Annotated in this window: 22 protein-coding genes, 1 tRNA gene and 3 pseudogenes; 11 read left to right on the top strand and 15 right to left on the bottom strand. The window is 67.5% G+C overall.

What is annotated here, in order from left to right:
- The first annotated feature begins 7 nt into the window (after nucleotides 1–7).
- Nucleotides 8–1,024 carry a tryptophan--tRNA ligase gene (gene trpS / locus GKE62_RS10075; RefSeq protein ID WP_154693664.1) on the top strand — a complete coding sequence of 339 codons (1,017 nt, stop codon included), beginning with the start codon at nucleotides 8–10 and terminating at the stop codon, nucleotides 1,022–1,024.
- A 172-nt stretch (nucleotides 1,025–1,196) separates the two neighbouring features.
- Entirely contained in the window at nucleotides 1,197–1,955 is a 759-nt protein-coding gene (locus tag GKE62_RS10080) for a DUF4136 domain-containing protein (RefSeq protein ID WP_154692130.1), read from the top strand.
- A 122-nt stretch (nucleotides 1,956–2,077) separates the two neighbouring features.
- On the opposite strand, the gene dut is transcribed toward GKE62_RS10080, so the two are convergent.
- The gene (gene dut / locus GKE62_RS10085) at nucleotides 2,078–2,548 is read right to left on the bottom strand and encodes a dUTP diphosphatase (RefSeq protein ID WP_154692131.1); all 471 of its coding nucleotides are present in this window, start codon (nucleotides 2,546–2,548) and stop codon (nucleotides 2,078–2,080) included.
- Nucleotides 2,535–4,088: a phosphopantothenate--cysteine ligase family flavoprotein gene (locus GKE62_RS10090; RefSeq protein WP_154692132.1), complete on the bottom strand. Its 1,554-nt coding sequence runs from the start codon at nucleotides 4,086–4,088 to the stop codon at nucleotides 2,535–2,537. Before GKE62_RS10090 ends, dut begins: the two co-directional genes overlap by 14 nt.
- A gap of 152 nt (nucleotides 4,089–4,240) precedes the next feature.
- Between GKE62_RS10090 and GKE62_RS10095 the strand changes: the two genes are divergently transcribed.
- Nucleotides 4,241–4,639, top strand: coding sequence for a DUF4345 family protein (locus tag GKE62_RS10095; RefSeq protein WP_154692133.1), 399 nt, complete (start codon nucleotides 4,241–4,243; stop codon nucleotides 4,637–4,639).
- A 46-nt stretch (nucleotides 4,640–4,685) separates the two neighbouring features.
- Here the strand turns inward: GKE62_RS10095 and pgmG are convergent, their stop codons facing one another.
- From pgmG to GKE62_RS10110, 3 genes are all read right to left on the bottom strand, one after another.
- Nucleotides 4,686–6,089, bottom strand: coding sequence for a phosphoglucomutase/phosphomannomutase PgmG (gene pgmG / locus GKE62_RS10100; protein WP_154692134.1), 1,404 nt, complete (start codon nucleotides 6,087–6,089; stop codon nucleotides 4,686–4,688).
- 98 nt (nucleotides 6,090–6,187) lie between these two features.
- Nucleotides 6,188–6,487 carry a J domain-containing protein gene (locus GKE62_RS10105; protein ID WP_154692135.1) on the bottom strand — a complete coding sequence of 100 codons (300 nt, stop codon included), beginning with the start codon at nucleotides 6,485–6,487 and terminating at the stop codon, nucleotides 6,188–6,190.
- Complete coding sequence (locus GKE62_RS10110; RefSeq protein ID WP_154692136.1) at nucleotides 6,484–7,314, bottom strand: division plane positioning ATPase MipZ; 831 nt, start codon at nucleotides 7,312–7,314, stop codon at nucleotides 6,484–6,486. The genes GKE62_RS10105 and GKE62_RS10110 overlap by 4 nt, the downstream gene beginning before the upstream one ends.
- A 55-nt stretch (nucleotides 7,315–7,369) precedes the next feature.
- On the opposite strand from GKE62_RS10110, the gene panC reads away from it, so the two are divergent.
- Nucleotides 7,370–8,215 (top strand): pantoate--beta-alanine ligase, encoded by an 846-nt coding sequence (panC, locus tag GKE62_RS10115; protein ID WP_154692137.1) that lies wholly within the window; start codon nucleotides 7,370–7,372, stop codon nucleotides 8,213–8,215.
- Here the strand turns inward: panC and GKE62_RS10120 are convergent.
- The 7 genes and pseudogenes from GKE62_RS10120 to lgt form a co-directional block, all read right to left on the bottom strand.
- A tRNA-Gly gene (locus tag GKE62_RS10120) sits at nucleotides 8,204–8,277 on the bottom strand. The two genes, panC and GKE62_RS10120, sit on opposite strands and share 12 nt — an antisense overlap.
- A 47-nt stretch (nucleotides 8,278–8,324) precedes the next feature.
- Nucleotides 8,325–8,861 carry an adenine phosphoribosyltransferase gene (locus GKE62_RS10125; RefSeq protein WP_154693665.1) on the bottom strand — a complete coding sequence of 179 codons (537 nt, stop codon included), beginning with the start codon at nucleotides 8,859–8,861 and terminating at the stop codon, nucleotides 8,325–8,327.
- Between the two features lie 131 nt (nucleotides 8,862–8,992).
- A complete protein-coding gene (locus tag GKE62_RS10130) occupies nucleotides 8,993–9,850 on the bottom strand; it encodes a cytochrome c1 (protein WP_154692138.1) in 858 nt (285 codons plus the stop codon).
- Nucleotides 9,851–9,877: 27 nt separating this feature from the next.
- Complete coding sequence (locus GKE62_RS10135; protein WP_154692139.1) at nucleotides 9,878–11,191, bottom strand: cytochrome b N-terminal domain-containing protein; 1,314 nt, start codon at nucleotides 11,189–11,191, stop codon at nucleotides 9,878–9,880.
- 13 nt (nucleotides 11,192–11,204) lie between these two features.
- Nucleotides 11,205–11,787, bottom strand: a pseudogene (petA, locus tag GKE62_RS10140) (ubiquinol-cytochrome c reductase iron-sulfur subunit).
- Nucleotides 11,788–11,998: 211 nt separating this feature from the next.
- A complete protein-coding gene (locus GKE62_RS10145; RefSeq protein WP_154693666.1) occupies nucleotides 11,999–12,970 on the bottom strand; it encodes a class I SAM-dependent methyltransferase in 972 nt (323 codons plus the stop codon).
- 71 nt (nucleotides 12,971–13,041) lie between these two features.
- Nucleotides 13,042–13,944 (bottom strand): prolipoprotein diacylglyceryl transferase, encoded by a 903-nt coding sequence (gene lgt, locus GKE62_RS10150; RefSeq protein WP_154693667.1) that lies wholly within the window; start codon nucleotides 13,942–13,944, stop codon nucleotides 13,042–13,044.
- A gap of 178 nt (nucleotides 13,945–14,122) precedes the next feature.
- Between lgt and GKE62_RS10155 the strand changes: the two genes are divergently transcribed.
- Both GKE62_RS10155 and GKE62_RS10160 read left to right on the top strand, forming a co-directional pair.
- Nucleotides 14,123–15,823: a class I adenylate-forming enzyme family protein gene (locus tag GKE62_RS10155; RefSeq protein ID WP_154692140.1), complete on the top strand. Its 1,701-nt coding sequence runs from the start codon at nucleotides 14,123–14,125 to the stop codon at nucleotides 15,821–15,823.
- Nucleotides 15,824–15,981: 158 nt separating this feature from the next.
- Nucleotides 15,982–18,720, top strand: coding sequence for a [protein-PII] uridylyltransferase (locus GKE62_RS10160; RefSeq protein WP_154692141.1), 2,739 nt, complete (start codon nucleotides 15,982–15,984; stop codon nucleotides 18,718–18,720).
- Nucleotides 18,721–18,729: 9 nt separating this feature from the next.
- On the opposite strand, the pseudogene GKE62_RS10165 reads toward GKE62_RS10160, so the two are convergent.
- Both GKE62_RS10165 and GKE62_RS10170 read right to left on the bottom strand, forming a co-directional pair.
- Nucleotides 18,730–20,071, bottom strand: a pseudogene (locus GKE62_RS10165) (glutamate--tRNA ligase).
- 4 nt (nucleotides 20,072–20,075) lie between these two features.
- A pseudogene (locus GKE62_RS10170) lies at nucleotides 20,076–21,741 on the bottom strand (NAD+ synthase).
- Nucleotides 21,742–21,828: 87 nt separating this feature from the next.
- Here GKE62_RS10170 and GKE62_RS10175 point away from each other — a divergent pair.
- Nucleotides 21,829–22,764 (top strand): ribose-phosphate pyrophosphokinase, encoded by a 936-nt coding sequence (locus GKE62_RS10175; RefSeq protein WP_154692142.1) that lies wholly within the window; start codon nucleotides 21,829–21,831, stop codon nucleotides 22,762–22,764.
- On the opposite strand, the gene GKE62_RS10180 is transcribed toward GKE62_RS10175, so the two are convergent.
- A complete protein-coding gene (locus GKE62_RS10180) occupies nucleotides 22,761–23,744 on the bottom strand; it encodes an AraC family transcriptional regulator (protein WP_154692143.1) in 984 nt (327 codons plus the stop codon). The two genes, GKE62_RS10175 and GKE62_RS10180, sit on opposite strands and share 4 nt — an antisense overlap.
- 112 nt (nucleotides 23,745–23,856) lie before the next feature.
- Here GKE62_RS10180 and GKE62_RS10185 point away from each other — a divergent pair, with 112 nt between their 5' ends.
- The 4 genes from GKE62_RS10185 (at nucleotide 23,857) to rplT (ending at nucleotide 25,802) form a co-directional block, all read left to right on the top strand.
- Entirely contained in the window at nucleotides 23,857–24,639 is a 783-nt protein-coding gene (locus GKE62_RS10185; protein ID WP_154692144.1) for an inositol monophosphatase family protein, read from the top strand.
- On the top strand, nucleotides 24,636–25,094 hold the full coding sequence (locus GKE62_RS10190; protein ID WP_195908335.1) for a gamma-glutamylcyclotransferase: 459 nt from the start codon (nucleotides 24,636–24,638) through the stop codon (nucleotides 25,092–25,094). The genes GKE62_RS10185 and GKE62_RS10190 overlap by 4 nt, the downstream gene beginning before the upstream one ends.
- 124 nt (nucleotides 25,095–25,218) lie before the next feature.
- Complete coding sequence (gene rpmI / locus GKE62_RS10195; protein ID WP_154692146.1) at nucleotides 25,219–25,422, top strand: 50S ribosomal protein L35; 204 nt, start codon at nucleotides 25,219–25,221, stop codon at nucleotides 25,420–25,422.
- A 17-nt stretch (nucleotides 25,423–25,439) separates the two neighbouring features.
- Nucleotides 25,440–25,802, top strand: a complete 363-nt coding sequence (gene rplT, locus GKE62_RS10200; RefSeq protein WP_154692147.1) for a 50S ribosomal protein L20 — start codon at nucleotides 25,440–25,442, stop codon at nucleotides 25,800–25,802.
- Nucleotides 25,803–25,872 lie beyond the last annotated feature (70 nt).

Below are 25,872 nucleotides of genomic sequence, written 5' to 3' on the forward strand. Positions count from 1 at the left end.
CAAGCCGATGCGCGTCGTTTCCGGCATCCAACCGACCGGCAAGCCACACCTAGGCAACTACCTGGGCGCGATCCGCAACTACGTGCGGCTTCAGGACGATGCGATGCGCGCCGACGGCGAATGCCTGATCTTTCTGGCCGATCTTCATGCAATCAGCCAGCCTCACGACCCAGCCGAATTAGCGGCGAGCACGCGCGAGCTGGTGGCCACGCTGGTCGCCTGCGGTGTCGATCCCAAGCAGGCGGTCCTGTTCAACCAAGCGCAGGTGCCCGCTCATGCCGAGCTGCAATGGTTGCTCAACGGCACCGCGCGGATGGGCTGGCTCAACCGCATGACGCAGTGGAAGGACAAGGCCGGCAAGAACCGCGAGGGCGCAAGCATTGCCCTGTTCACCTACCCGGTGCTCCAGGCCGCCGACGTCCTGCTCTACCAGGCGACCCACGTGCCCGTGGGCGACGACCAGAAGCAGCATCTGGAACTGGCGCGCGACATCGCCCAGAAGTTCAACACCGACTTCGGCGCGGGCAACGAGGTGTTCACCTTGCCCGATCCGATCGTTCCGCCCGACGCCGCACGGATCATGAGCCTGCGCGACGGTGCGGCCAAGATGAGCAAGTCCGATCCCAGCGACATGAGCCGGATCAACCTGACCGACGACGCCGATACGATCATGCAAAAGGTGCGCAAGGCGAAGACCGACCCGGCACCGCTCCCGTCCGATGCGGCAGGGCTGGAAGGTCGCCCCGAAGCAGCCAATCTCGTCGGAGTCTACGCCGCGCTCGCCGGAACCAGCATCGCGCAAGTGCTTGCTGAGCACGGTGGGCAGGGTTTTGGGGCGTTCAAGCCGGCGCTGGGCGAGCTGCTGGTCGAGACGCTGGCGCCGATCGTCGCGCGCTTCCGCGACTTGCGCGAGGACCGCCCGGCACTCGATGCGATCCTGGCCGATGGCTCGGCCAAAGCCCGGCAACTGGCCGCGCCGACGTTGGACGCGGCCTACGCCGCGCTGGGGCTGGTGCGCGGATAGCCAGGCTGTATTCGCGCGGCATATCGCTCGTTGCGAGCTGGCGCCAGCGCATCAAACGACACAGCGCGCATTCAACGCGCATTCAGCGACTCCGCGCTAAGCAAAGTTCATGCTAAAACAATCGTATGCCCGAGAAATCGGGTGAAGCGATTGCCGGACTGGAGTTTCCTTGATGCGTTCGCCCTCCTACTCTCCATTGCGCCGGATCGGCCTGATCGCCGCGCCGTTGCTGCTCGCCGGCCTCGCCGCCTGCGCAACGCCGTTCAACGCCAACGTTAAGCGCTTCTCCAGCGCGATGCCCGCGCCCCAAGGGCAAACGTTCGCGGTGGTCGCCGAGGATCCTCGCGATTCGGGTGGGCTCGAGTTCGGTCAGTATGCCGACCTGGTCGCCGCGCAAATGAGCCGCCTTGGCTATGTCCGCAGCGATCCCAGCCATGCGGCGATGATCGTGCGCCTCGACTATGGCGTCGACAACGGCCGCGATCGGGTGCGTTCCACCGGGTTCAGCGATCCATTCTGGTCACCGTGGTATGGCAGCCGCTTCGGCTATGGCGGGGGCTTCGGTTATAGCCGGTTCGGCTACGGCGGCTTTTCGCCCTATTATCACCGTGGACTGTGGGGCTATGGCTGGCAGGATCCCTTCTTCTTCGGATCGGGCTATGGCGATGTCGACGTCGTGACTGTCTACACCAGTGAGCTCGACCTCAAGATCGACAGCAGGGCCGATGGCCGCCGCTTGTTCGAAGGCAAGGCGCAGGCCGCCTCGCGCTCGGACCGGCTGGGCTATCTCGTCCCCAATCTGGTCGAAGCGGTGTTCACCGACTTCCCCGGCCGGTCGGGCGAGACCGTGCGCATCTCGATCGCGCCCGAGGATGGCAAGAAGTCGATCAAGCCGATCCGCGACAAGGACTTCGAGCGGCCGCGCTACTGAGCGGTTGGCCCCGAAAACGAAGGGCGGGTCGGCAACGGCCCGCCCTTTTCGTTGCCAAGCAGCGTGCATGAATTCAGCACAAATTCCGCTCATGTCGAGCGGGTCAGAATCGGCACCTCGCTCTAGCCGTCGCCGATACTGACGACCCCGGTCGAGCCGAAGCCGCCCTCGCCGCGCTTGGTTTCATCGAGCTCCTCGACCTTGAGCCAGCTCGCCCGCACCACCGGGGCGATCACCAACTGGGCGATGCGGTCGCCACGACGGACCTCGAACGGCGCTTGGCCGTGGTTGATCAGGATCACCTTGAGCTCGCCGCGATAGTCGCTGTCGATCGTGCCGGGGCTGTTGGGAACGCTTATCCCGTGCTTGAGCGCGAGGCCCGAGCGCGGGCGAACCTGAATCTCGTAGCCATGCGGGATCGCCACCGCCAAGCCCGTCGCCACCGGCCAGCGTTCGCCGGGGTGGAGGGTGACGTCCTCGGCCGACAACACGTCCATTCCCGCCGCTCCATCCGTGGCGTATTCCGGCAGCGTCAGCCCCTCGAAATGAGGAAGCCGCCGGACCATGATCGGAACCGGCTCAGGCGAATGCATCGGCTATCCGCTCGATCAGATGGCGCGCGACCTGTTCCTTGGGCATCGGCGCCCAATCCTCGACGCCCTTCTTGGTGACGAGGTGGATGCGATTGTCGGCGCCGCCCATCACATCTCCCGATACGTCGTTGGCGACGATCCAGTCGGCGGCCTTGCGCTTGAGCTTCTCCTGAGCGTTGGCGACGACGTCTTGGGTTTCCGCGGCGAACCCTACCACCAGCTTGGGCCGTTTGCGCCCGGTGGCGAGGCTGGCGAGAATATCGGGATTTTCCTCGAGGACGAGGGCGGGTGGGGCGGAACCGCGCTTCTTCATCTTCTCGGCGGCGAAATCGCGCGTCCGCCAGTCGGCCACCGCAGCAACCATGATCGCGACGTCCACCGGGAGGGTCGCGGTGACGGCCTCGGCCATTTCACGCGCGGTCTCGACGTCGATCCGCTCGACCCCCGGCGGCGTGGCCAGAGTCACCGGACCCGAGACCAGCGTCACCCGCGCGCCAGCGGCGGCGGCGGCGGCGGCGATCGCATAGCCCTGCCGCCCCGACGAACGGTTCGCGATATAGCGCACCGGATCGATCGGCTCGTGCGTCGGCCCCGCGGTGATCAGGATGTGCTTTCCGTGGAGTGGCCGCGGCGCGCCGTCGGCGAAGTCGGGCTGGCCCTCGAGCGGATCGGCCAGGGGCTCGGCGGGCGTCTCGAGAGGCGGCGGCGTTTCAAGATGGAGCGCGTGGCGGTCGGCATTGGGGATCGCATCAGGATCGGTCGGCGGTGCGGCCTTGGCCTTGCCCTTCTTGACCAGGATCGGCGGCGCATTCGGATCGATCGGAAGCGGCGCGGGCGCAAGCTGCGGCTCGCCGGGCGCCGGCTCTTCCTCGACGATGGGCAGGCCCGCCTCGTCGCGCGGCGCACGCGCGATCAGGTTGGCGGAAAGGCCGCCAAGGCCTTCGCCCGCGTCACTCCCAAAATCCGCATCCAGTCCGGGCAGTTCGGGCGAGGCGGAGGGCAGGTCGAGCACCTCGCCGATCGCCCGCCAAATCGTCGCGGGCTCGGGCAGGCGGCCCGGGCCGAATTCGCCACAGGCCATGGGTCCGTGGTCGGGATCGAGCACGAGGATGCCCAGGTTCGTCAGCTCGGCGATGTTGCGCCGCGTTGCGGGATGCTCCCACATCTTGACGTTCATCGCGGGAACCGCAAGCACCTGCTTGTCGGTGGCGAGGAGCAGCGTGGTCGCCAGATCGTCGGCCACACCCGCCGCCATCTTGGCCAAAAGGTCGGCGCTCGCCGGGCAGACCACCACCAGATCGGCCTGGCGGCTGAGCTGGATATGGCCGATCTCGACCTCGTCCTTGAGATCCCACAGGCTGGTGTGGACCGCGTTCTCGCTGAGCGCGGCGAGCGTCATGGGGGTGACGAACTGCGACCCGCCATGGGTGAGCACGCAGACCACCTCGCCCCCGCCTTTCTTGATCAGGCGAACCAGCTCGCACGCCTTGTACGCGGCGATGCCCCCGCCAACGATCAGCAGGATGCGCGGAGCGGTCATGTCAGGATTCTGCCGTGGATCGGTCCCGCCCCAGTCTGCACGTTACCCCCCGCGGCGAAACGACCCGGTGTTTGACGTCCAGCCTGCGGGACACCATAGTTCACGAACCTAGTGTGCATTGCATAATGCAGCAAGGTTAAGGGGGAATTGCGATGCGTCTCGTGCTGACCGCGCTGGTCTATCTGTCCGGCCTGCTGTGCCTGTTCCTGGCGGTAGGATTCCTCATCGATCCCGCAACCAATGCGGCGGGGCTGGGCATCAAGGCCGAGGGCGCCGCGGCGCTATCGACGGTCCGGGCGGACTTTACCGCGTTCTTCGGAGTAACCGGGGCTTTGATGCTGTGGGGCGCTTGGCGCCGCAACGGCGACCTGCTGCTGGTCCCGGCGCTTATCTACGGTACGGCCTTCACCTGCCGCGCGATCGGACTGGCGATCGACGGCACGTATCCCGATTTCGCCCAGCCGATGGCGGTCGAAGCGTTCTGGACAGTGCTGCTGGTCGCCGCGTGGCGCGTGCTGCCGCACCACAAGCTGGCTGAGATGGCTGGGTAGTTAGCCTGCCAAGACCAAGTCTTGAGCGTCGAATTCCAGCCGAAAATCAGTGCCCCGCCTGTTCGCCGCGCTCGAGGCCTGAGGCCTCGAGCTGCGCATCGATCTGCTCCATCAGCCGATCGAGCCCGGCCTGGTCCTCGCTTTCGGCGCGGGCGACGAGCACGTCCTGGGTGTTGGAGGCGCGCAGCAGCCACCAGCCATCGGCGGTAGTGACGCGGACACCGTCGGTGTCGTCCACCGCGGCGCCCGACGCCGAGAGCCGTGCCTTGACCTCATCGACCACCGCGAACTTGCGGCTTTCGTCGACCTGGAAGCGCAGTTCCGGGGTGTTGACCAGCGGCGGCATCTCGCCGCGCAGTTCGGTCAGCGACTTGCCCAGCCTGACGGTTGCCGCGATCAGCCGGATCGCCGCATAGAGCGCGTCGTCGTAGCCGTAATACTGATGCGCGAAGAACACGTGACCGCTCATCTCGCCGGCCAGTTCCGCGCCCGTCTGCTTCATCTTGGACTTGATCAGACTGTGCCCGGTCTTGCCCATCAGCGGCTTTCCGCCAAGCTCGGCGACCCGCTCGAACAGCGCACGGCTCGCCTTCACGTCCGCGATGATCGTCGCGCCGGGGACCATCCGCAGCAGATCCTCGGCATAGATCATCAGCAGCTGATCGCCCCATACGATCCGCCCGGTGCCGTCGACCGCGCCGATCCGGTCGCCGTCGCCGTCGAAGGCCACTCCGAAATCGAGCCGCTTGTCCGCCACCAGCGCGCGAAGATCGGCGAGGTTCTTTTCCTCGGTGGGATCGGGATGATGGTTGGGAAAATTCCCGTCGACATCTGTGAACAGCGTGAAGTGCTCGCCCGGAAGCCGGGCGACGAGCGCCTCGAGCGCGGGCCCCGCCGCGCCGTTGCCAGCGTCCCAACCGACGCGAAGTCCGGCGAGGCGATCGTCGCCGATCCCGGCTAGCCCTTCGACCAGCCGGTCGATGTAGGCAGGCATGACTTCGCGCGTCTCGCTCGTCCCGTTGCCCGAGGCCCACTGCCCGGCGGCGGCCATCCGGCCGAGCTCGACGATGTCCTCGCCGAAGAACGGCCGGCCCTGGAACACCATCTTGAACCCGTTGTAGTTCGCCGGATTGTGGCTGCCGGTTATCTGAATGCCGCCGTGCACGTCCTCCATCGAGGCTTCGGCGTAGTACAGCATCGGGGTCGGCCCCATGCCGATCCGCACCACGTCGCACCCGCTCGCGTTCAGCCCCTCGACTAGCGCATGCTCGAGGATCGGCGAACTGACCCGCCCGTCGTAGCAGACCGCGACCTTGGATCCCCCGGCCTCACGTAACTTGGTCGCGAAGCCGCGCCCGATCGCGCGCGCATCGTCGGGCCCGAGCGTTTCGCCGATGATCCCGCGGATGTCGTATTCGCGCAATGACGTGGGGTGGAAGGTGTGATTCATGGAGCCGTCCTAAATCGAAAAGACCCGCTCTTGTCGAGCGATGTCGAGACACGTGACGCCCTGTCCCTCGACTACGCTCGGGACGAGCGGACGATGCTTTAATCGCGAGAGGAAGAAGGGTTCCCCGGCAGCCGCGCGAGAAGCAGATCGCGCGCAGCGTTGGCCTCGTGGACTCGCTCGCTCGACCCGCCGCGATCGGGATGGACTCGGGCGATCAGGCGGCGGTGGGCTTCGGCGATATCCGCCGCGCTGGCGCCGCGTACCACCCCCAGCACCGCGCGCGCCTGCGCCTCGTCGGACGATGCGCTGGCGGCCCTGAACAGCTCCCACGGCCACTTGCCCGCAAGCATCCGAGAGAGGACGCTCGCCAGGATAAGCAGGACGATCAGCTTGCTCATGCGCCCGTCCCGCTCAGCGCCAGTTCGGGTTGGGGCCGGGTCGGCACCGGCAGGTTGAGCCCGGCGACCAGCTGGCGCAGTTCCTGCCGCGCCACCAGGTGGCTGGTACCCAGTTCGCCGAGCTGACCCTTGTCGAGCAGGGTCAGGCCCGAGGGAAACAGTTCACGGTAGATGACTCGCTCGCTCAGCCCCTGGGCGATCCGGAAGCCGACGCGCTTGCTCAGCTCGGTCAGCGCCTGATCGAGGCGGCGCATATTGCGCATCTCGACGTGGCCCGAGCGGTTGCGCACGACCACCCAGTCCATCTCGCGGCGGCCTTCCTGGATCGTGGTCATCGCCCGTTTCTTGCGCGCTTCCCAGATCAGCTCGGCATAGAACGACAGTTTGCGCACCTTGAAGGTCTCGGCATCAACTTGGCCGATCAGGTCGAAATCGACGAAGCTGTCGTTCAAGGGCGTAACCAGCGTGTCGGCGCGGGTGGCGACATGGCGGGCGAACGGATCATCGCGGCCGGGGGTATCGAACAGCAGGAAATCGTGGCCCTCGCCGATCTCTTCGCAGAGCTGGTCGAGCGCCTCGACGGTTTCGCCACGAAAGACCGCGAACTCCGGGCCGGGCAGGCGAATGCCGCGGCGGCGCTGGGTTTCGGCGCGGTTCTCGAGATAGCGGTGGAGCGTGCGCTGGCGCGAATCGAGATCGATCGCCGCAACCTTCGCGCCCTGATAGGCGAGCGCGACCGCGACGTGGACCGCGGTCGTCGACTTGCCGGTGCCGCCCTTTTCGTTGGCAAAGACGATCCGATGGGGGCCAGTTGCGGGACAGGGCATGACTTGCGAGCTTTCTCCTGCGATACGCGGGCCATTAGGCTACAAGCGGGGCGGCGTGCAAACCATCCACACCATCGAAGCGTTGAGAACTGCGCGCACGCGGCTGCGGGGACGGCTGGCGCTGGTCCCGACGATGGGCGCGCTCCACGACGGCCATCTGAACCTGGTGCGCGAGGCGAAGGCACGCGCCGCGCATGTCGCGGTTTCGATCTTCGTCAATCCGCGCCAGTTCGGGGCGAACGAGGATCTCGACGCCTATCCGCGCCAACTGGCGCGCGATTGCGCGTTGCTCGAGCCGATCGGGGTGGACATCGTCTGGGCCCCGAGCGCGGCGGAGATGTACCCGGCGGGCTATGCCACCAACGTCTCGGTCTCTGGCGTCAGCGAGGGTCTGTGCGGCGCTGAGCGGCCCGGTCACTTCGATGGCGTCGCCACCGTGGTGTGCAAATTGTTCAACCAGGTCCGTCCCGACCTTGCGCTGTTCGGCGAAAAAGACTGGCAGCAGCTTGCGGTGATCCGCCGGATGGTCCGCGACCTCGATCTGCCATTCCCGCGCGAGATCAGCGGCAGCCCGACCGTGCGCGAAGCCGACGGCCTCGCGCTGTCGTCGCGAAACGCCTATCTGAGTGCCGACGACCGTACCCGCGCCGCTATCCTACCCGCGGCGATGAAGAAGGCTATCGCCGAGATCAGCGGGGGCAAGGCGGTGCCCGAAGCGCTCAACCGCCTGATCGCAGCCCTGCTCAGCGGCGGCTTCGCGGCGGTCGATTATGCCGAACTGCGCGATGCCGAGACCTTCGCGCCCCTGACCGAACGCCCGACCGACTTCGCGCGACTATTGGTCGCGGCGCGGATCGGCGGCACGAGGCTGATCGACAACATGGAGGCATGGAGCGGGTAAGGGGAATCGAACCCCTCTAGCTAGCTTGGAAGGCTAGTGCATTACCACTATGCTATACCCGCGCTTGCGCCGCCCTATAGGGCGAGCGTCACCTAGGTCAATCTCGTGGTCAATGTCCGGGGAAGTCCACCAGGGCATCGACCTCCAGCCCGGCTTCGCGCAGGCGAGCGGCGCCGCCGAGGTCGGGCAAGTCGATCACGAACAGCGCGTGGCTGACCGCCGCTCCGGCCTGGCGCAGAAGTGCGGCGGTAGCGAGCGCGGTGCCGCCGGTGGCGATAAGGTCGTCGACGATCACCACCTTTTGGCCCGGCAAGACCGCGCTGGGATCGATTTCGAGCCGGTCGGTGCCGTATTCGAGCGCGTAGTCGATACCGATCGCGGGTACCGGCAGCTTTCCCGGCTTGCGCACCGGCAGGAACCCCAGGCCGAGCTGGGCGGCCACTGCCGCGCCGAAGATGAACCCGCGCGCTTCCATGCCTGCGACCAGCTCGGCGCCTGACGCTTGCGCGCGCTGGGCAAGATGGCCGACGCAGGCGGCGAAGCCCTCGGGATGGCCGATCAGCGTGGTGATGTCGCGGAACAGGATGCCAGGCGCGGGAAAGTCCGCGACGGTGCGGATCAGGGCGCGAAGCTCGGCGGGGGTCATTGGCCCGCGGTCACCCGCCACCGCAACCCATCCCGCTCATCCCGAGCGAAGTCGAGGGATGCTGCGCAACGTTCGACCATTGCGCCAGATGTCTCGACTTCGCTCGACATGAGCGGGGCATGGAAATCAGATCAGTGCTTCTTGTCGCGCCAGACGTTCTGGTAGGCGGCATAGGCCAGTCCGGTCAGGACGATCAGGAACAGCAGCACCGGCCAGCCGGTCTGGTGGCGCTTCGCCAGCTTGGGTTCGGCGGTCCACACGAGGAACGCGGCAACGTCCTTCGCCATCTGCGGCACGGTCGATTTCGTCCCGTCGCCAAAGGTGACCTGTCCCTCGCCGGTCAGCGGCGGAGCCATCGCCAGGTTGAGGTTGGCGAAATAGGGGTTGAAGTGCAGCCCATCCGGCGTCTTGGCGTCGGGGAACTTCTTGAGCAGTTCCTCGCCCTTCTCGTTCTTATAGCCTTCCTGCTCGGTGAACCCGGTCAGCAGCGAATAGACATAGGCCGGGCCGTCGTGGCGGGCCTTGGTCATCAGCGACAGGTCGGGCGGGATCGCGTTGTTGTTGGCGGCGCGCGCGGCGATGTCGTTGGCGAAGGGCTTGGGGAAATAATCGGTCGGCAGGCCGGGGCGGGTGTTGACCTCTCCCGTGCTAGGATCGAGTCCCGGGACCTGGAAGCCCTTGGCGATCGCCTTCACCTCTGCCTCGTTGTAGCCGAGCTGCCTCAGATCGCGGAACGCCACGAGGCGCAGCGAATGGCACGCCGAGCAGACTTCCTTGTAGACCTGAAATCCGCGCTGGAGTTGTTGCTTGTCGAAATTGCCGAAGGGTCCGTCGCTGGCGAAATGGACCTCCTTGGGGTGCTTGTGGAATGAACGCTCGACCGATTTGGGCATGCCCTCTTCGGCGAAGGTGATCGCGCCGACGACGAACGACCACAGCACCGCGACCGCGAAGAACAGGCCGGCGAGGATCCCGAAGATACGAACCATGGGCTTTGCTCTTGTCCTAGTGTCGCGTCAGGCGGCGGGAACGGGTTGGGCGGAAGCGACCGATCCGGGCGCGAGCACGGCCTTGTCGTCGTTGCCCAGCACTGCTTCGGTGATCGAATACGGCATAGGCTCGGGCCGTTCGATCGACGAGACGATCGGCAGGATGACGAGGAAGTGCAGGAAGTAGTACGCGGTCGCAAGCTGAGCGACGAGCACGTAGGGCTCTTCCGCCGGCGACCCACCGCAATAGCCGAGGATCAGGACGCACGGGATCAGGCCGAACCAGAAGAATTTGCGGAACAGCGGACGGTACTTGCCCGAACGCACGGGGGAGGTGTCGAGCCATGGCAGGAAGAAAAGCAGCAGGATCGCGCTGAACATCGCCAGCACGCCCATCAGCTTGGCCGGGACGAAGAAGAAGTCCGAAGTGAACGAACGCAGGATCGCATAGAACGGCCAATAATACCATTCGGGGACGATATGCGCGGGCGTGCTCAGCGGGTTGGCCGGGATGTAGTTGTCCGGGTGGCCGAGCCAGTTGGGCGCAAAGAACACCATGAACGCGAACAGGATCAGGAACGCGCCCAGCCCAAAGCCGTCCTTGGCCGTGTAGTACGGGTGGAACGGGACTGTGTCGCTCTCGGTCTTCACCTCTACCCCTGTCGGGTTCGACGAGCCGGGGATGTGCAGCGCCCAGACGTGGAGGATGATCGCCCCTAGGATCACGAACGGCAACAGGAAGTGGAGCGAAAAGAAGCGGTTGAGCGCGGCGTTGTCGGGCGCGAAACCGCCGAGCAGCCATTCCTGCAGCGGCGTGCCGACCAGCGGAATCGCGCTGAACAGCCCGGTGATGACCTTGGCCCCCCAGAAGCTCATCTGCCCCCACGGCAGCACGTAGCCCATGAACCCGGTGGCCATCATCAGCAGGTAGATCACCACGCCAAGCAGCCAGATCATCTCGCGCGGGGCCTTGTACGAACCGAAATAAAGGCCGCGGAAGATGTGGATGTAGACCACGACGAAGAACATCGAGGCGCCGTTGGCGTGGCCGTAACGGATTAGCCAGCCCCAGTTGACGTCGCGCATGATGTGCTCGGTCGAATCGAACGCGACCCCGGCGTTGGCCGCGTAGTGCATCGCCAGGATCACCCCGGTGAGGATCTGCACGACCAGCATGAAGCCGGCAAGCACCCCGAAATTCCAGAAGTAGTTCAGGTTGCGCGGCACCGGATAGCCAGCGCCTACCGCGTTGTAGACGAAGCGCGGCAGTGGCAGCTTTTCGTCAAGCCAGCGCATCACGGGCGCCTTCGGCTGGTAATGGTTCGCCCAGGGGAAGCTCATCGCGTGTCTATCCTCAGCCGATCTTGACCACGGTATCGGAATTGAAGGCGTATTCCGGCACCTCGAGGTTCTTGGGCGCGGGGCCTTTGCGGATCCGCGCCGCGGTATCGTAGACCGAGCCGTGGCAAGGGCAGAAATATCCGCCGAACTCGCCCTTGGTCTCGCCTTCGCCAGCGCCCAGGGGGAACGCAGCCGAGATGGGTGCATACCCCCATCGTGATCAGCCAGTTCTTCTTGCCTTCCTTGGTCCGCTCAGCGAGCGTCTGAGGATCGCGCAGGGTCGCGACCGAAACCTTGTCCGCCAAGGCGATTTCCGCCGGGGTCAGGTTGCGGATGAACACCGGCTGCTTGCGCCAAACCGCCTTGATCGCCTGGCCCGGCTGGATCGAGGAGATGTCGATCTCGGTCGAGCTTTCGGCGAGCACGTCGGCCGACGGCGCCATCTGGCTGACCAGCGGATAGAGCGCGGCCAATCCGCCCACCCCGGCGAACGTGACGGCGGCGATGTTGATGAAGTCGCGACGCCGAACCCCGTCGTCGGGCGCGCCGTCACCGGTTGCCGGGTTCGGCGCTTCGATGATCGCCTCTTGTGCCATTCGAAACCCTTATCGCTCGGTCGCCGGGCGGCGGCCTGCCCCTTCGTCGAATCGTCAAGGCACGCCAGGATTGCCCCCTTGCGGCCTTGTGCAACGGCCGGCGCCCGAAGGCGCGGATCCCCCGCTTGGCGGGCCTGATACCTATGGCGGGTGCGCTTGCCAACAGCATTTTCGGACGATCCGCCCGCACAGCGCGCAACCACGGGTGAATTCAGAATCCGGCCGCGTCGGGCCAGCTTGCCGCGGCCAGCCCCATGACCTTGAACAACGCCCCCATCTGGTCCTCCTCGATCAGCCGGTCGCGCGCGGCGAAGATCGCCTCGGCGCGTTCGGGAGCGCACGCCGCGAGGTTCTGGGCGCGGGTCTCGATGCCCAGCGCGCGCAGGAAATGGCCTTGCGCGACCGTGCCCAGCCAGCGCACGCCGCGCGACTGGGCGATCCCGGCGAGCGTCGCGAAATCGACGTGCGCGGTGAGATCGGCCTCGCCCGGCGCGGCGAACGGATCGAGCCGGCGATGCGCCCGCACCGCCTGGAGCGTACTGCCCGCTTGCGCCCGGTCGGATCCGTAGTCGATGAACAGCGCCGCGCCGCCTTGTGCCGCCAGCCGCTCGGCGACTTCGCCGATCGCCGCCGCCGCCGCGGGGCAGGTCTCGACGATCGTGCCTTCGGGGGCGTCGCGAAATGCGCCGGGCAGCGCCGCATCCATCGGTTGCGACCCCGCGACGAAGGCGTAGGCCCTTCCGTCGTGCCCGATCATCCGCTCGCGCCAGCCTGCGCAGGTACGGACCAACTGGCGCACCGGCAATGCATCGAGGAATTCGTTGGCGACGATCAGCAGGGGTCCGAGCGTAGGCAAGGTCGCCAGATCGTGGTGCCATTGCGCGGTGGGGTGGAGCGCCTGCTGCTGCGCCTTGAGTGCGGTGCTGGTCTCGACGAAGTGGACTTGCGGTGTCAGCCCGCAGCGCCGGGCCGCGCTCAGCGCGTCGCGCGCCAGGGTGCCTCGTCCCGGGCCGAGCTCGACGTAGTGCACCGGCTGGTCGCGACCGGCACGGATCCACAGATCGGCGAGCCACAGTCCGATCAGCTCGCCGAACATCTGGCTGATCTCGGGCGCGGTGACGAAATCTCCGGCGGTGCCGAGGGGGTCGCGGGTCGAATAGTACCGCGCGTTGCTCTCGGCCATGAAGTGGGCAACGCTGATCGGCCCGGTTGCGGCAATCAGACGGGCGAAGATGGCTGAGAGCGAAGAGTCGCTCACGCCGGCACCGCCACCCCGCTGCCCAGGCGCGGACGGAGCAGACCGCGGATCAGAAAGAACAACCCGACCGCCATCAGCGGGATGGTCAGCCACTGGCCCATCGACAGCCCGGTGCGCTGCGCGAAATCGAGCAGCTGGGCATCGGGCTGGCGGAAGAATTCGACGGTGAAGCGCGCAACCGCGATCCCAAACGCGAAGGTGCCGACCAGCACTCCGGGGCGCCAGCGTGCGTCGGTCTTCCAAAAGAGGGTCAGCAGCACGATCGCCATCGTCAGCCCTTCCAGCCCTGCTTCATAGAGCTGGCTGGGGTGGCGCGGGAGGTCTCCAGCGCCGGGAAAGACCATCGCCCACGGCACGCGGCTTTCGGTCACCCGCCCCCACAGCTCGCCGTTGACGAAGTTGGCGAGCCGCCCGAACATCATCCCGAACGGCACGCAGACCGCGATGTAGTCCGCCAGGCGCAGGAACGAGAGCCGGTTCCTCCACGCGACCCAGGCAAGCGCCAGAAGCACGCCGACGAGGCCGCCGTGAAAGCTCATGCCGCCTTCCCACAGCTTGAGCACGTCGGCCGGGTGGCTCCAAAGCTCGGGTGCGTAGAAGATCGTGTAGCCCAGCCGCCCACCCAGGATGATCCCCAGCGTGGCGTAGAAGAACACGTCGTCGGCATGGCGTTGGGCCATCGGCGCACCGGGTGCCTTGATCATCCGCGAAAGATGCCAGTAGCCCAGCAGAATCCCCGCCAGGTAGGCAAGGCTGTACCATTTTAGGGTGAAGAACCCCAGGTCGAGCGCCACCGGAGAAAGCCCCAGATCCTCCCAGTGCAATGGCTGGACCACCGCCGTGCCGGCCGCCACTGCGGTGCCCGCGGCACCACCCGCCGCGCTGACCGTGGCGAGCATGTCGGTGGCGGCCGCCGCTAGTGACAGCACTGTCAATTCTCCTTAGGAAAGGCGTGTAACTGCCCCACAGAGGGCATTTGGGGCGCGGTTTAGGGACAGCCGGGGTCACAGGCAAACCGAAATCGGGCCAATCAGGGAAGGGGTCGCCGCTGCCGCGGCGATGAAAGGAAAAACAGAAATGCCGAGCCAGCTCGATCTCGATCTCGAACGCGCGTTCGAGCGACACTACGCACCCGGCGGCCTGCTCGAGACGGCCCAGTTTCGGGTCGCGCGGTTCGGGGTGGACATGCCGCTGCTGGTCCAGGCGCCGCCCGCGCTGCCGCAATACCTCGCCCATTTCAGCGCCGCCAATGCCGAAAAGGAGTTCATCGTCGACGGCCCGCTGCGGCTGACCTTTGCAGAGGCCTATGCCGCGGCGCGCGAAGCGGCGGGCGGCCTGGTCGCCGGGCACGGCGTGCGCAAGGGCGATTTCGTCGGCATCGCCGCGCGCAATTCCGGGTGCTGGATTGTCGCTTACATGGCTGTCATCATGGCGGGAGGGTGCGCGACGCTGCTCAACGGGTGGTGGCAGGGGAGCGAACTGGCCGAGGGGATCAGGCTCGGCCCGTGCAAGCTGGTGCTGGCCGACGCCGGGCGGGCCAAGCGGCTCGAGGGTCTCGATCATGGCGCGACGATCCTCCCGCTGCTCCACGATTGCCCGCCCGCGCAAGGCCTCGCCGCGCTGACCGCCAAGGGCGGCGGCGCGGATACCGCGCTGCCCGAGGTCGGCCCCGACGACCGCGCGACGATGCTGTTCACCAGCGGCTCGACCGGTCAATCGAAGGGTGCGTGGTCGGACCACCGCGGGGTGACCCAGGGGACGATGAACTATCTCGCCCAGTCGATCGCGGTGCTCGGCCTGATGGAGGAACGCGGCGAGCTGCCCTCGAGCCAGCCGACCGCACTGGTCAACGTGCCGCTGTTCCACGTCACCGGCGAGGTTCCGCTGCTGCTGCAAAGCTATGCGCTGGGGCGCAAGCTGGTGCTGATGCCCAAGTGGGACGCGACCGAGGCGATGCGGCTGATCGAGGCGGAAAAGATCACCTATTTCGTCGGCGTTCCGCTGATGAGCTACGAGATCGCGACGCACCCGGACAAGGACAAGTACGATCTGTCGACGTGCGTCACTTTCGCCGCGGGCGGCGCGCCGCGCCCGGCCGAGCACGTCAGCCGGCTGCGCGAGGCGCTGCCGCATTCGTTCCCGATCCTGGGCTATGGCCTGACCGAGACCAACGGAGTGGGCGCGGGCAACTTCAACGAGAACTACCTGGCCAAGCCCGGCAGCACCGGGCGCGCCTCTCCGCCCCTGGCGGAACTGGGAATTCTCGACGACGACGGTAAGATGCTACCGCAAGAGACGATCGGCGAAGTCTGCATCCGCTCGATCTGCAACTTCGTCGGCTACTGGAACAACCCCGAAGCGACCGCCGCCGCGTTCACCGCGGACGGCTGGTTCCGCTCGGGCGATCTCGGCTACCTCGACGAGGACGCCTATCTGTTCATCGTCGATCGCAAGAAGGACATCATCATCCGCGGCGGCGAGAACATCTCGTCGATCGAGGTCGAGACCGCGCTCTACGCCCACCCCGATGTCGCCGAGGCCAGCGTGTTCGGGCTGCCCGACGAGCGGTTCGGCGAGGTTCCGGTGGCGGTGTACCAGGCCGAAGAGGGCCGCACGCTCGATCCCGAGGCGCTGCGCGCCTTCGTCGCCGGCGAAATCGCGCCGTTCAAGGTCCCCGCCAAGTTCTGGCAGGTCACCGAGCCGCTGCCTCGCCTGGGCACCGAAAAGGTCGACAAGCGTGCGCTGCGGACGCGCTATGCGGCCGAGTGGAAGGGCTGAGTCCTTCCTGAACCCCGGCCGATCCTCCAAGGTCCGCTCATGGCGGGCAGCCCGCGCAGCGGGCGACCGTCGAGACATCGCGCGCAACGCTCGCCCGGTACGCCGGATGTCTCGACTTCGCTCGACATGAGCGGGTCCGGGGTGCGAAAGACCGGGCGATGACCATGGACCGCCTGCCCAACCAACGCGCGATCCTCGACCGGCGCGTGCTCGCCGAGGGGATCGGCGCGGCGGTGGCCAGCGACGCGGCCAAGGCGCGTCCGGCGATCGTCGCGCTGTTGCGCGAGGCGCTGGGCGCGGGCCGCGAGGAGCTCGCGGGGCGGCTGGCGCTCCACCCCACCGCCGGACACGAATGCACCCGCGGTCACACCTTCCTGGTCGACCAGCTCGTGCGGGTGATTCACGACCACGTGATCGACGACGTCTATCCGCTGGGCAACCGCAGCACCGGCGAACGGCTCGCGATCATGGCGGTCGGCGGCTATGGCCGCGCCGAAATGGCCCCGCATTCGGACGTCGACATAGCCTTTCTGACCCCGGCGAAGGCGACCTCTTGGTGCGAGCAGGCGATCGAGGCGATCCTCTATTTCCTGTGGGATCTGGGCCTCAAGGTGGGCCATTCGACCCGCTCGCCCGACGATGTCGTGCGCATGGCCAAGTCCGACCTGACGATCCGCACCGCGCTGCTCGAAGGACGCTACGTGTGGGGCGACCGCGAGCTCTACGACACCGCCGCGCGGCGCTTTCAGGCCGAGGTCGTCGCCGGCACCGAACGCCAGTTCGTCGCCGAGAAGCTGGCCGAGCGCAACGAGCGCCACAAGCGGGTGGGCGACAGCCGCTATGTCGTCGAGCCCAACGTCAAGGAAGGCAAGGGCGGGCTGCGCGATCTCCACACGCTGTACTGGATCGGCAAGTACATCCACAAAGTGCGCAGCGCGTCGGAACTGGTCGATGTCGGGCTGTTCAGCGCCGAGGAATACCGCGCCTTCCGCCGCGCCGACGACTTCTTCCTGGCGGTGCGCTGCCACCTGCACCTCGTCACCGGGCGCGCCGAGGACCGCCTGACCTTCGATCTCCAGCGCGAGGTGGCCACGCGGATGGGGTTCGCCGAGCGTCCGGGCAAGAGCGCGGTCGAGCGCTTCATGCAGTATTATTTCCTGACCGCGAAGAAGGTCGGCAGCCTGACCGGCGTGTTCCTAGCCCAGCTCGACGAGCAGTTCGCCAAGGCGAACCGTGGGTTTTTTGCCGGCCTGCGCCGCAAGAACCGCAAGATCGGCGACTACGTAGTCGACAACGCCAAGCTTTCGCTGGCGGGCGACGATTTCTTCGCGGCCGATCCGGTGCGGCTGGTCGAGCTGTTCGTCGTGGCCAATCGCGAAGGGCTGGAGATCCATCCCGACGCGATGCGCCTGGCCGCGCGCGACGTGCGCCTGATCGATGCCGCGGTGCGCAAGGACAAGCGCGCCAACGCCCTGTTCCTCGACCTGCTGACCAGCCGCAAGAACCCCGAGGACGCGCTGCGCTGGATGAACGAGACGGGGGTTTTCGGGCGCTTCGTGCCCGACTTCGGCCGGGTCAACGCGCAGATGCAGTTCGACATGTATCACCACTACACGGTCGACGAACACACCATCCGTGCGATCGGGCTGCTCGCCCGGATCGAGGCGGGCGAACTGAGCGAAGACCATCCGCTGTCGCAGGAGGTGATCCCCAAGCTCGCCAGCCGCCGCGTGGTCTACGTCGCCACGCTACTCCACGACATCGCCAAGGGCCGCGGCGGCGACCACTCGGTGCTCGGCGCCGAAGTCGCGCTCAAGCTGTGCCCGCGGCTGGGGTTGAGCGACGGCGAGACCGAACTCGTCGCGTGGCTGGTGCGTTATCACCTGCTGATGAGCGCGACCGCGTTCAAGCGCGACCTCGCCGACTGGAAGACGATCGCCGATTTCGTCGCGCAGGTGCAATCGGTCGAGCGTCTGCGCCAGCTGCTGGTGCTGACCGTGGTCGACATCCGCGCGGTCGGGCCGGGGGTTTGGAATAGCTGGAAGCGCCAGCTCCTGGGCGAACTGTTCAGCGCGGCGGAGGAGATGCTCCGCCTCGGCCACAAGTCGAGCGGCCGCGCCCAGCGAATCGCGGCGAAGAAGCACGCGGTCGCCGAGCGGCTGGCCGAACGCAGCCCGCTGGTCGGCACGATCGGCGCGCAGCTTGGCGACGCCTACTGGATCGCCGAGCCCGAGGACATCATCGCGCTCAACCTCGTCCAGCTCGACCGCGCGCTGGGCCACCCGTTGACGGTCGAGGCCGAGTACTATCCGGCGCGCGGGGCAACGCTGGTGACGGTGCTGGCGGCCGACCACCCGGGGCTGTTCTACCGCATCGCCGGGGGCATCCACCTGGCCGGGGGCAACATCATCGACGCGCGGATCCACACCGCGCGCAACGGGATGGCGGTCGACAACTTCCTGATCCAGGACCCGCTCGGGCGCCCGTTCAACGACGCAGGCCAGCTCAAGCGGCTGACCCGCTCGATCGGCGATGCGCTGGCCAACCGGGTCAAGCTGGTGCCCCAGCTCGCCGCGCGCCCGCTTGCCCGCGCGCGCGCCGAGGCGTTCGACGTCAAGCCGATCGTGCTGTTCGACAACGCCGCCTCGAACCGCTTCACCGTGGTCGAGGTCGGCGCGCGCGACCGGCCCGCGCTGCTCAACCGGCTGGCCCGGGCGCTGTTCGAGGCGCGGCTGATCGTCCATTCGGCACATGTCGCGACTTATGGCGAGCGCGCGGTCGACACCTTCTATGTGACCGACCTGCTGGGCGGAAAGATCGAGGGCAGTCGGCTGCGGACCATTGAAAAGCGCCTGCTCGAAGCGGCCCAGGTTCAGGACGAGGTGGTGGCGGCCTGAACACCCGGATCAGCCGCTGGCGGCGGCCTCGAGCCGCGCGGCCGCGCGGTCGCGGCCGATCAGCGGCAGCAGCGCGGCCATGTCGGGGCCGTGATCGCGCCCGGTCAGCGCCAGGCGCAGCGGCAGGAACAGCGCCTTGCCCTTGCGCCCGGTGGCCTGCTTGAGCGCGGCGGTGAGCGCCTGCCACGGGGTGTCGCCCCATTCGCCGTCGCGCAGCACCGCGGCGGCCCCGGCCAGATAGTCGCGATCCTCGGCCGCGACGGCGGACGCCTCGACCGGCCCCGTCACCACCCGCCACCAGTCGGCGGCTTCGTCGATATGCGACAGGTTGGGGCGGATCGCATCCCACGCCGCCTCGCCCATCCCATCGGGCAGCAGGTGTGCGACGCGGGCGAACGGCAGGCGGTGGACGATGCCGGCATTGACGCGGTGCAGCTCGCCCTCGTCGAACCGCGCCGGGGCGCGGCCGAAGCGGCCCAGATCGAAGCCGGCCACCAGCTCGTCCACGGTGAGCTTGGGATCGACCGGGTCAGCGGTGCCGAGCCGGGCGAGCAAGGCAACGAGCGCCTCGGGCTCGATCCCCGCCTCGCGCAGGGCATCGACCCCGAGCGAGCCGAGCCGCTTGGATAGCTTTCCCTCGCTTCCGACCAACAGCGCCTCGTGGGCGAAGCGCGGCGCCCCGGCGCCCAGCGCCGCAAACATCTGGAGCTGCGCGGCGGTGTTCGAGACGTGGTCCTCGCCGCGCAGCACGTCGGTCACCCCCATCGCAACGTCGTCGATCGCGCTGGGCAGCATGTAGAGCCACGAGCCGTCGGCGCGGCGGACCACCGGATCGGACATCTGCCGGGGATCGAAGTGCTGCGGCCCGCGGACGCCGTCGAGCCATTCGATCGGTGCGGCATGATCCAGCTTGAACCGCCAGTGGGGCGCGACGCCCCGCGCCGCCATGGCGTCAGTGATCGGCCTCGGTGAGCGTCAGCGCGGCGCGGTCGTAGATCGGCGGCAGGCCGCGCCCGAGCTGGACCTTGCGCTTGAGGTCGAGCTCTTGCGCGGTCTCGTAGGCGCGATAGACCCGGCCCGCCGCGGCCAGTCTGGCGAATTCGGTCTCGTAGAGCCCGAACCGTGCCGACTGCCGTTCCTCGCCGTCGGGGTGCAGCCCCAGCCAGCCGAGATCGGCGCGGATCGCGACGACGTGGTCCTCGCGGCTACGCTCGGCGTCGGTATCGTCGATCCGCAGCAGAAACCGCCCGCCGCTCTTCCTCGCGAGCATCCAATTGTGCAGCGCGGTGCGGATGTTGCCGACGTGGAGCCGCCCGGTGGGCGACGGCGCGAAGCGGGTGACGATGGTCATTCGCTCAACCGCTTCGAAACGCATGCGTGATCGGATACCGGCGGTCGCGGCCGAAGTTGCGCATCCCCAGCTTGACCCCCGGCGGGCCTGGCGGCGCTTGTATTCGGCCAGATGCAACAGGCGCTCGATCCGCTCGACCGTCTCGCGTTCGAACCCGTCGGCGACGAGCTGGTCGACGCTCTTCTCGTGCTCCACCAGGCCCAGCAGGATGCCGTCGAGCACCTCGTAGGGCGGCAGCGAATCCGAATCCTTCTGGTCGGGACGCAGCTCTGCACTCGGCGGCTTGGCGATGATATTCTCGGGGATCACCCGCCCCTCGCGCCCCAGCCCGATCTTGGGCCGCGCGGTGTTGCGCCAGCGCGAGATCGCGAACACGGTCATCTTGTAGGCGTCCTTGAGCGGGTTGTAGCCGCCCGCCATGTCGCCGTAGATCGTCGCGTAGCCGACGCTCATCTCGCTCTTGTTGCCGGTGGTCAGCAGCATCGGCCCGAACTTGTTGGACAGCGCCATCAGCGTCACGCCGCGAATGCGCGACTGGAGGTTCTCCTCGGTGATGTCGACCGCGGCATCGGCGAAGCTGCCCGCAAGCATCGTATCGAACCCGTCGACCGCGGGCTGGATCGGGATGGTATCGTAGCGGCAGCCGATCAGCCGCGCGCATTCGGTGGCGTCATCGAGGCTCGACTGGCTGGTGTAGCGGCTGGGCAGCATCACGCACCACACCCGTTCCGGCCCCAGCGCATCGGCGGCGATCGCCGCGCAGATGGCGCTGTCGATCCCCCCGACAGCCCCAGCACAACCCCGGGAAAGCGGTTGGTGTCGACATAGTCGCGCAGCGCCAGGACCATCGCGCAGTAGATGTCCTCGGGATGTCCGGCGAGATCGTAGACTTCGCCCGGCTCGCAGCGCCAGCGGCTGCCCGAACCGGCGGGCGTGCGCACCCAGCGGGTGGCGACCACCGCCTCCTCCCAGTCGGGCAACTGGACCCACACCGCGCCCTCGGGGCCGACCACGAAGCTGGCCCCGTCGAACACGACCTCGTCCTGCCCGCCGACGCGGTTGAGGTAGATCAGCGGCGTGCCGGTATCGATCGCGCGGCGTTTGGCCACCCCGTCGATCCTGAGCTCGTCCTTGTCGATCTCGTAGGGGCTGCCGTTGACCGAGATGAACAGTTCGGCGCCCGCTTCGGCGAGATGGCGGCAGACCTCGGGATGCCAGATGTCCTCGCAGATCGGCAGGCCGAGCAGGCAGCCGCGGAACAGCACCGGCTCGGGCAGCGGGCCCGGCATGAACAGGCGCTTCTCGTCGAAGGTGCCGTAGTTGGGCAGCTCGTGCTTGAAGCGGGTGGCGACCACTCTGCCGCTGTCGAGCAGCGCGACCCCGTTGTGGAGCGCGCCGTCGCGCACGAACACGCTGCCGACCAGCATCGCCGGGCCGCCGTCGGCGGTGGCGTGGGCCAGCCGCTCGAGCTCGGCCGCGGCGCGCTCGATCAGCGCGGGCTTGAGCACCAGATCCTCCGGCGGGTAGCCGATCAGGTGCAGTTCGGGGAACACGATCAGGTCGGCCTGCGGCTGGCTGGCGCGCGTGGCGAGCATGGCCTCGGCGTTGGCGGCAAGGTCGCCGACGCGCTGGTTGAGCTGGGCGAGGACGATACCGAGAGATTCAGCCATGTCGCCGGGGATAGGTAGCGCCTTCGCTTATTGCAATCCGCTCCCGGCGCTGGCTAAGGCCGGGACGCTCGGGGCGGGAGAAGCGCAATGAAGATCATGGCCGGAAATTCCAACCTGCCGCTGGCCCGGGCGGTAGCGGGATACCTGGAAACCTCGCTCACCGACGCCAGCGTGCGCCGCTTCGCCGACGAGGAAGTGTTCGTCGAAATCCACGAGAACGTCCGCGGCGAGGATGTGTTCGTGGTCCAGTCGACCAGCTTTCCCGCCAACGACAACCTGATGGAACTGCTGATCTGCATCGATGCGCTGCGCCGCGCCTCGGCCCGCCGGATCACCGCGGTGGTGCCGTACTTCGGCTATGCCCGGCAGGATCGTAAACCCGGCCCGCGCACCCCGATCTCGGCCAAGCTGGTCGCCAACCTGATCACCCACGCGGGCGCCGACCGGGTGCTGTCGGTCGATCTGCACGCCGGGCAGATCCAGGGCTTCTTCGATATTCCCACCGACAACCTCTACGCCGCGCCGACGATGGCGCAGGATATCCTCGAGCAGACCGCCGGGCAGGACCTGATGGTCGTCTCGCCCGACGTCGGCGGCGTCGTCCGCGCCCGCGCGCTGGCCAAGCGCCTCGACAACGCACCGCTGGCGATCGTCGACAAGCGCCGCGACAAGCCCGGCAGCTCCGAGGTGATGAACATCATCGGGGACGTGCGCGGGCAAACCTGCGTGCTGATCGACGACATCATCGATTCGGGCGGCACGCTGTGCAACGCCGCCGCGGCGATCATGGATGCTGGGGCGGCGAGCGTGTCGGCCTACATCACCCACGGCGTCCTTTCGGGCGGCGCGGTGGCGCGAGTCGACAATTCCGCGCTCAAGGAACTGGTGATCACCGATTCGATCCTGCCGACCGATGCGGCCAAGGATTGCGAGCGCATCCGCATCTTGCCCATCGCTCCGTTGATCGGCGAAGCGATCCGCCGGATTGCGGACGAGAGCAGCGTATCGAGCCTGTTCGACTAGGCCGGCCCTGCCCGCCACGGCGTGGCGCCCGGTTCGATCCGCCGCAGTTCCTCGAGCCGCCGCGCCTGGCGCCCCTCCAGCGTGATCCGCAGCAGCGGGTTGGCGCGACGCGTGAGCTGCTGGGGGGTCATCCCGAAGAAGTGCGAGAACTCGCGGATCAGGTGACTCTGGTCGAAAAACCGCAAGGCCAGCGCCTCGGCTTCGTCGGGCGCGGCGACACCGAGCAGCTGCGACGCCATGTCGAGCACGCGGGCGCGGCGCAGAACCTGCTTGGGGGTCATCCCGAAGTCGCGCTTGACGATGCGTTCGAGCGTGCGCTGCGTCACCCCGTGGGTCGCGATGAATTCGGAGACCGGGGCGTCGGGGCTGGCAAACGCAAAGCGATCGAACGCGGTGGTCACCGGATCGGGCGGGGGCGGCCGGCGCAGGGCGATGAATTCGCGAAGCAATTCCTCGAAGCGATCGGCCCAGGCATCGTGCCCGGCGGCAACGTCGAAACGGTCGCCCAGCCGACCGTGCCCGACGATCCCATCGAAATCGATGATCCGGTCCATAGAAGCCGACGGCAGCATCCCGCCCATCGCGTATTCGGCCCCGGGCCGCAGCGACAGGCCCGCGACCTTGAAGCTGCCGTCGACGGTGATCGGCATGCACTTCGACAGCGGTCCGAAGAACAGCGCCTGCCCCTGGTTGCCCAGGTTGTAGCTGGCGGGGCCGTCGACGGTTTCAGCCCCCCACCGCCCGTGGAACAAGACCCGCAGGTTGGCCGCGTCGTTGAACATGTTGCAGCGGATCGTGGTCCCCGCGGGCGCGCGGACTTCGGCCGACATGATCCGCGCGACCCAGGGCGAAACGTCGGGCGCGGCGGCCCGGTTGAGCGATAGCGGCAGGCCATCGCGCGTCTCCCCGGTCAGCGGTTCGAGCACGGGATCGGCCGCATTGCCCCCGGCCGCGGTAGACGGCGATCCGTTTTCTTTCATTGCCGCCGTCCATATGCGGTTCGCCGCCGATGGCAATCGGGGGCAATCGGGGGTCTCGCGCAATTTTTGGCGTGGTCTGGCGCAGTTCGGCCCAGTCCGCTAGCGCGCTCCCATGCGTTTCGACCACGATATTGCGCTCGCGCTGCGCCTCGCCGATGCGGCCAGGGCGGCGATCCGCCCCCACTTCCGCAGCGGTCTGGCCAGCGAGCGCAAGGGCGACGCCTCGCCGGTGACCATCGCCGACCGCGCCGCGGAAGAGGCGATGCGGCGGATCCTGATCGCCGAAGTCCCGCGCGACGGGATCGCGGGCGAGGAGTTCGGCTATAGCGATGGCGCCAGCGGGCGGCAGTGGGTGCTCGATCCGATCGACGGGACCACCGCGTTCCTCGCCGGACGCCCCCTGTTCGGAACGCTGATCGCGCTGCTGGTCGAAGGCTGGCCGGTGCTGGGGATCATCGACCAGCCGATCCTGGGCGAACGCTGGCTCGGCGCGGCGGGCCAGCCGACCACCTTCAACGGCCAGCCGGTCCGCACCCGCGCCTGCCGCGCCCTGGCAGATGCGGCGACCGCGACCACCGGGCCGCACTATTTCGACGACCACGACGGCGAGCATTTCATGGCCCTGGCCGCCCGCACCGATCACAAACGGATGGTGATGGGGGGCGATTGCTACAACTACGCGATGCTCGCTTCGGGCCATCTCGACATCGTCTGTGAAGCGAACCTCAAGCTCCACGATTGGGCGGCGCTGGTCCCGGTGGTCGAAGGCGCGGGGGGATCGGTCAGCGACTGGGCGGGCGAGCCGCTCGGTCCCGGGGCCACCGGCCACGTCCTGGCGCTGGGCGATCCGGCGCGGCTCGAGGACGCGGTCGCCGCGCTCGCCTGCGGGCATTGAGCCTGCGATTGCCCGGCCCGCTGTTCTTCTACGGCGTGCTGATGCCCGGGCTGGTCAGCGGCAGGATGGCCGCGCTGGTCGGTCTGCTCGACCCCGGCATTGCGGCGACGGTCCGCGGCACGCTCTATGCCGTTGCGGATCGGCGCGGGCACTACCCGGTGCTGGTGGCCGATCCCGCGGGCGGGACGGTGGCCGGCCGCGTCCACGCGCCGGGGCCAGGCTTCGGCGCGGCGGAACTTGCCGAAATGGATGCGTTCGAAGGCTATCTGCCGGACGATCCGGGGCGATCCGACTACATCCGCCGCGCTTTGCCGGCCACGCTCGCCGATGGCCGCGCGACGGCGTGCGAGGCCTATGTCTGGAACCGCGCGGTGGATGGCGATCTGGTCCGCATCCCCCACGGGGACTTCGCCCGCTACCTCGTGGAGACGGGAATGAACCCGCTTCCCGGCTGATGTGCTTGCGTTTGGCGCCATCCCCCCTTACAGGCGCGCGCTTCATCGACACGGAATCTATGACCCGCCTGGCTAACAAGGGCTGCCATGGCCGGTTCAGCGTGTCCCCGAACAGGAGACCAAAATGCCCAAGATGAAGACCAAGAGCGGCGTGAAGAAACGCTTCAAGCTCACCGCCACCGGCAAGATCAAGCACGGGGTGGCCGGCAAGCGTCACCGCCTGATGAGCCACAACGCCAAGTACATCCGCCAGAACCGCGGCACCGACGTGATCTCCGACGCTGATGCGAAGACGATCAAGAAGTGGGCGCCCTACGGGCTGAACTGACGGAAAGGACTTAGACAATGGCTCGTATCAAACGCGGCGTCACCACGCGCGCCAAGCACAAGAACATCCTCGAAGCGGCCAAGGGCTATCGCGGCCGCCGCAAGAACACGATTCGCGTCGCCCGCCAGGCGGTAGAGAAAGCCGGCCAGTACGCCTATCGCGACCGCAAGGTGAAGAAGCGGTCGTTCCGCGCGCTGTGGATCCAGCGGATCAACGCCGCGGTCCGCGCCGAGGGACTGACCTACTCGCAGTTCATCCACGGCGCGAAGCTTGCCGGGGTTACGCTCGACCGCAAGATCATGGCCGATCTGGCGATGAACGAAGGCGGCATCTTCTCGGCGGTGATCGCGCAGGCGAAGGCCGCCCTCCCGGCCGCCTGATCGCCACCACCGCCTACCGGATCGAGGGCGTCGGCTGCGAAGCCGGCGCCCTCTTCGCATTCGCAGCAAG

Source organism: Novosphingobium sp. Gsoil 351, assembly GCF_009707465.1.
Lineage (GTDB): Bacteria > Pseudomonadota > Alphaproteobacteria > Sphingomonadales > Sphingomonadaceae > Novosphingobium.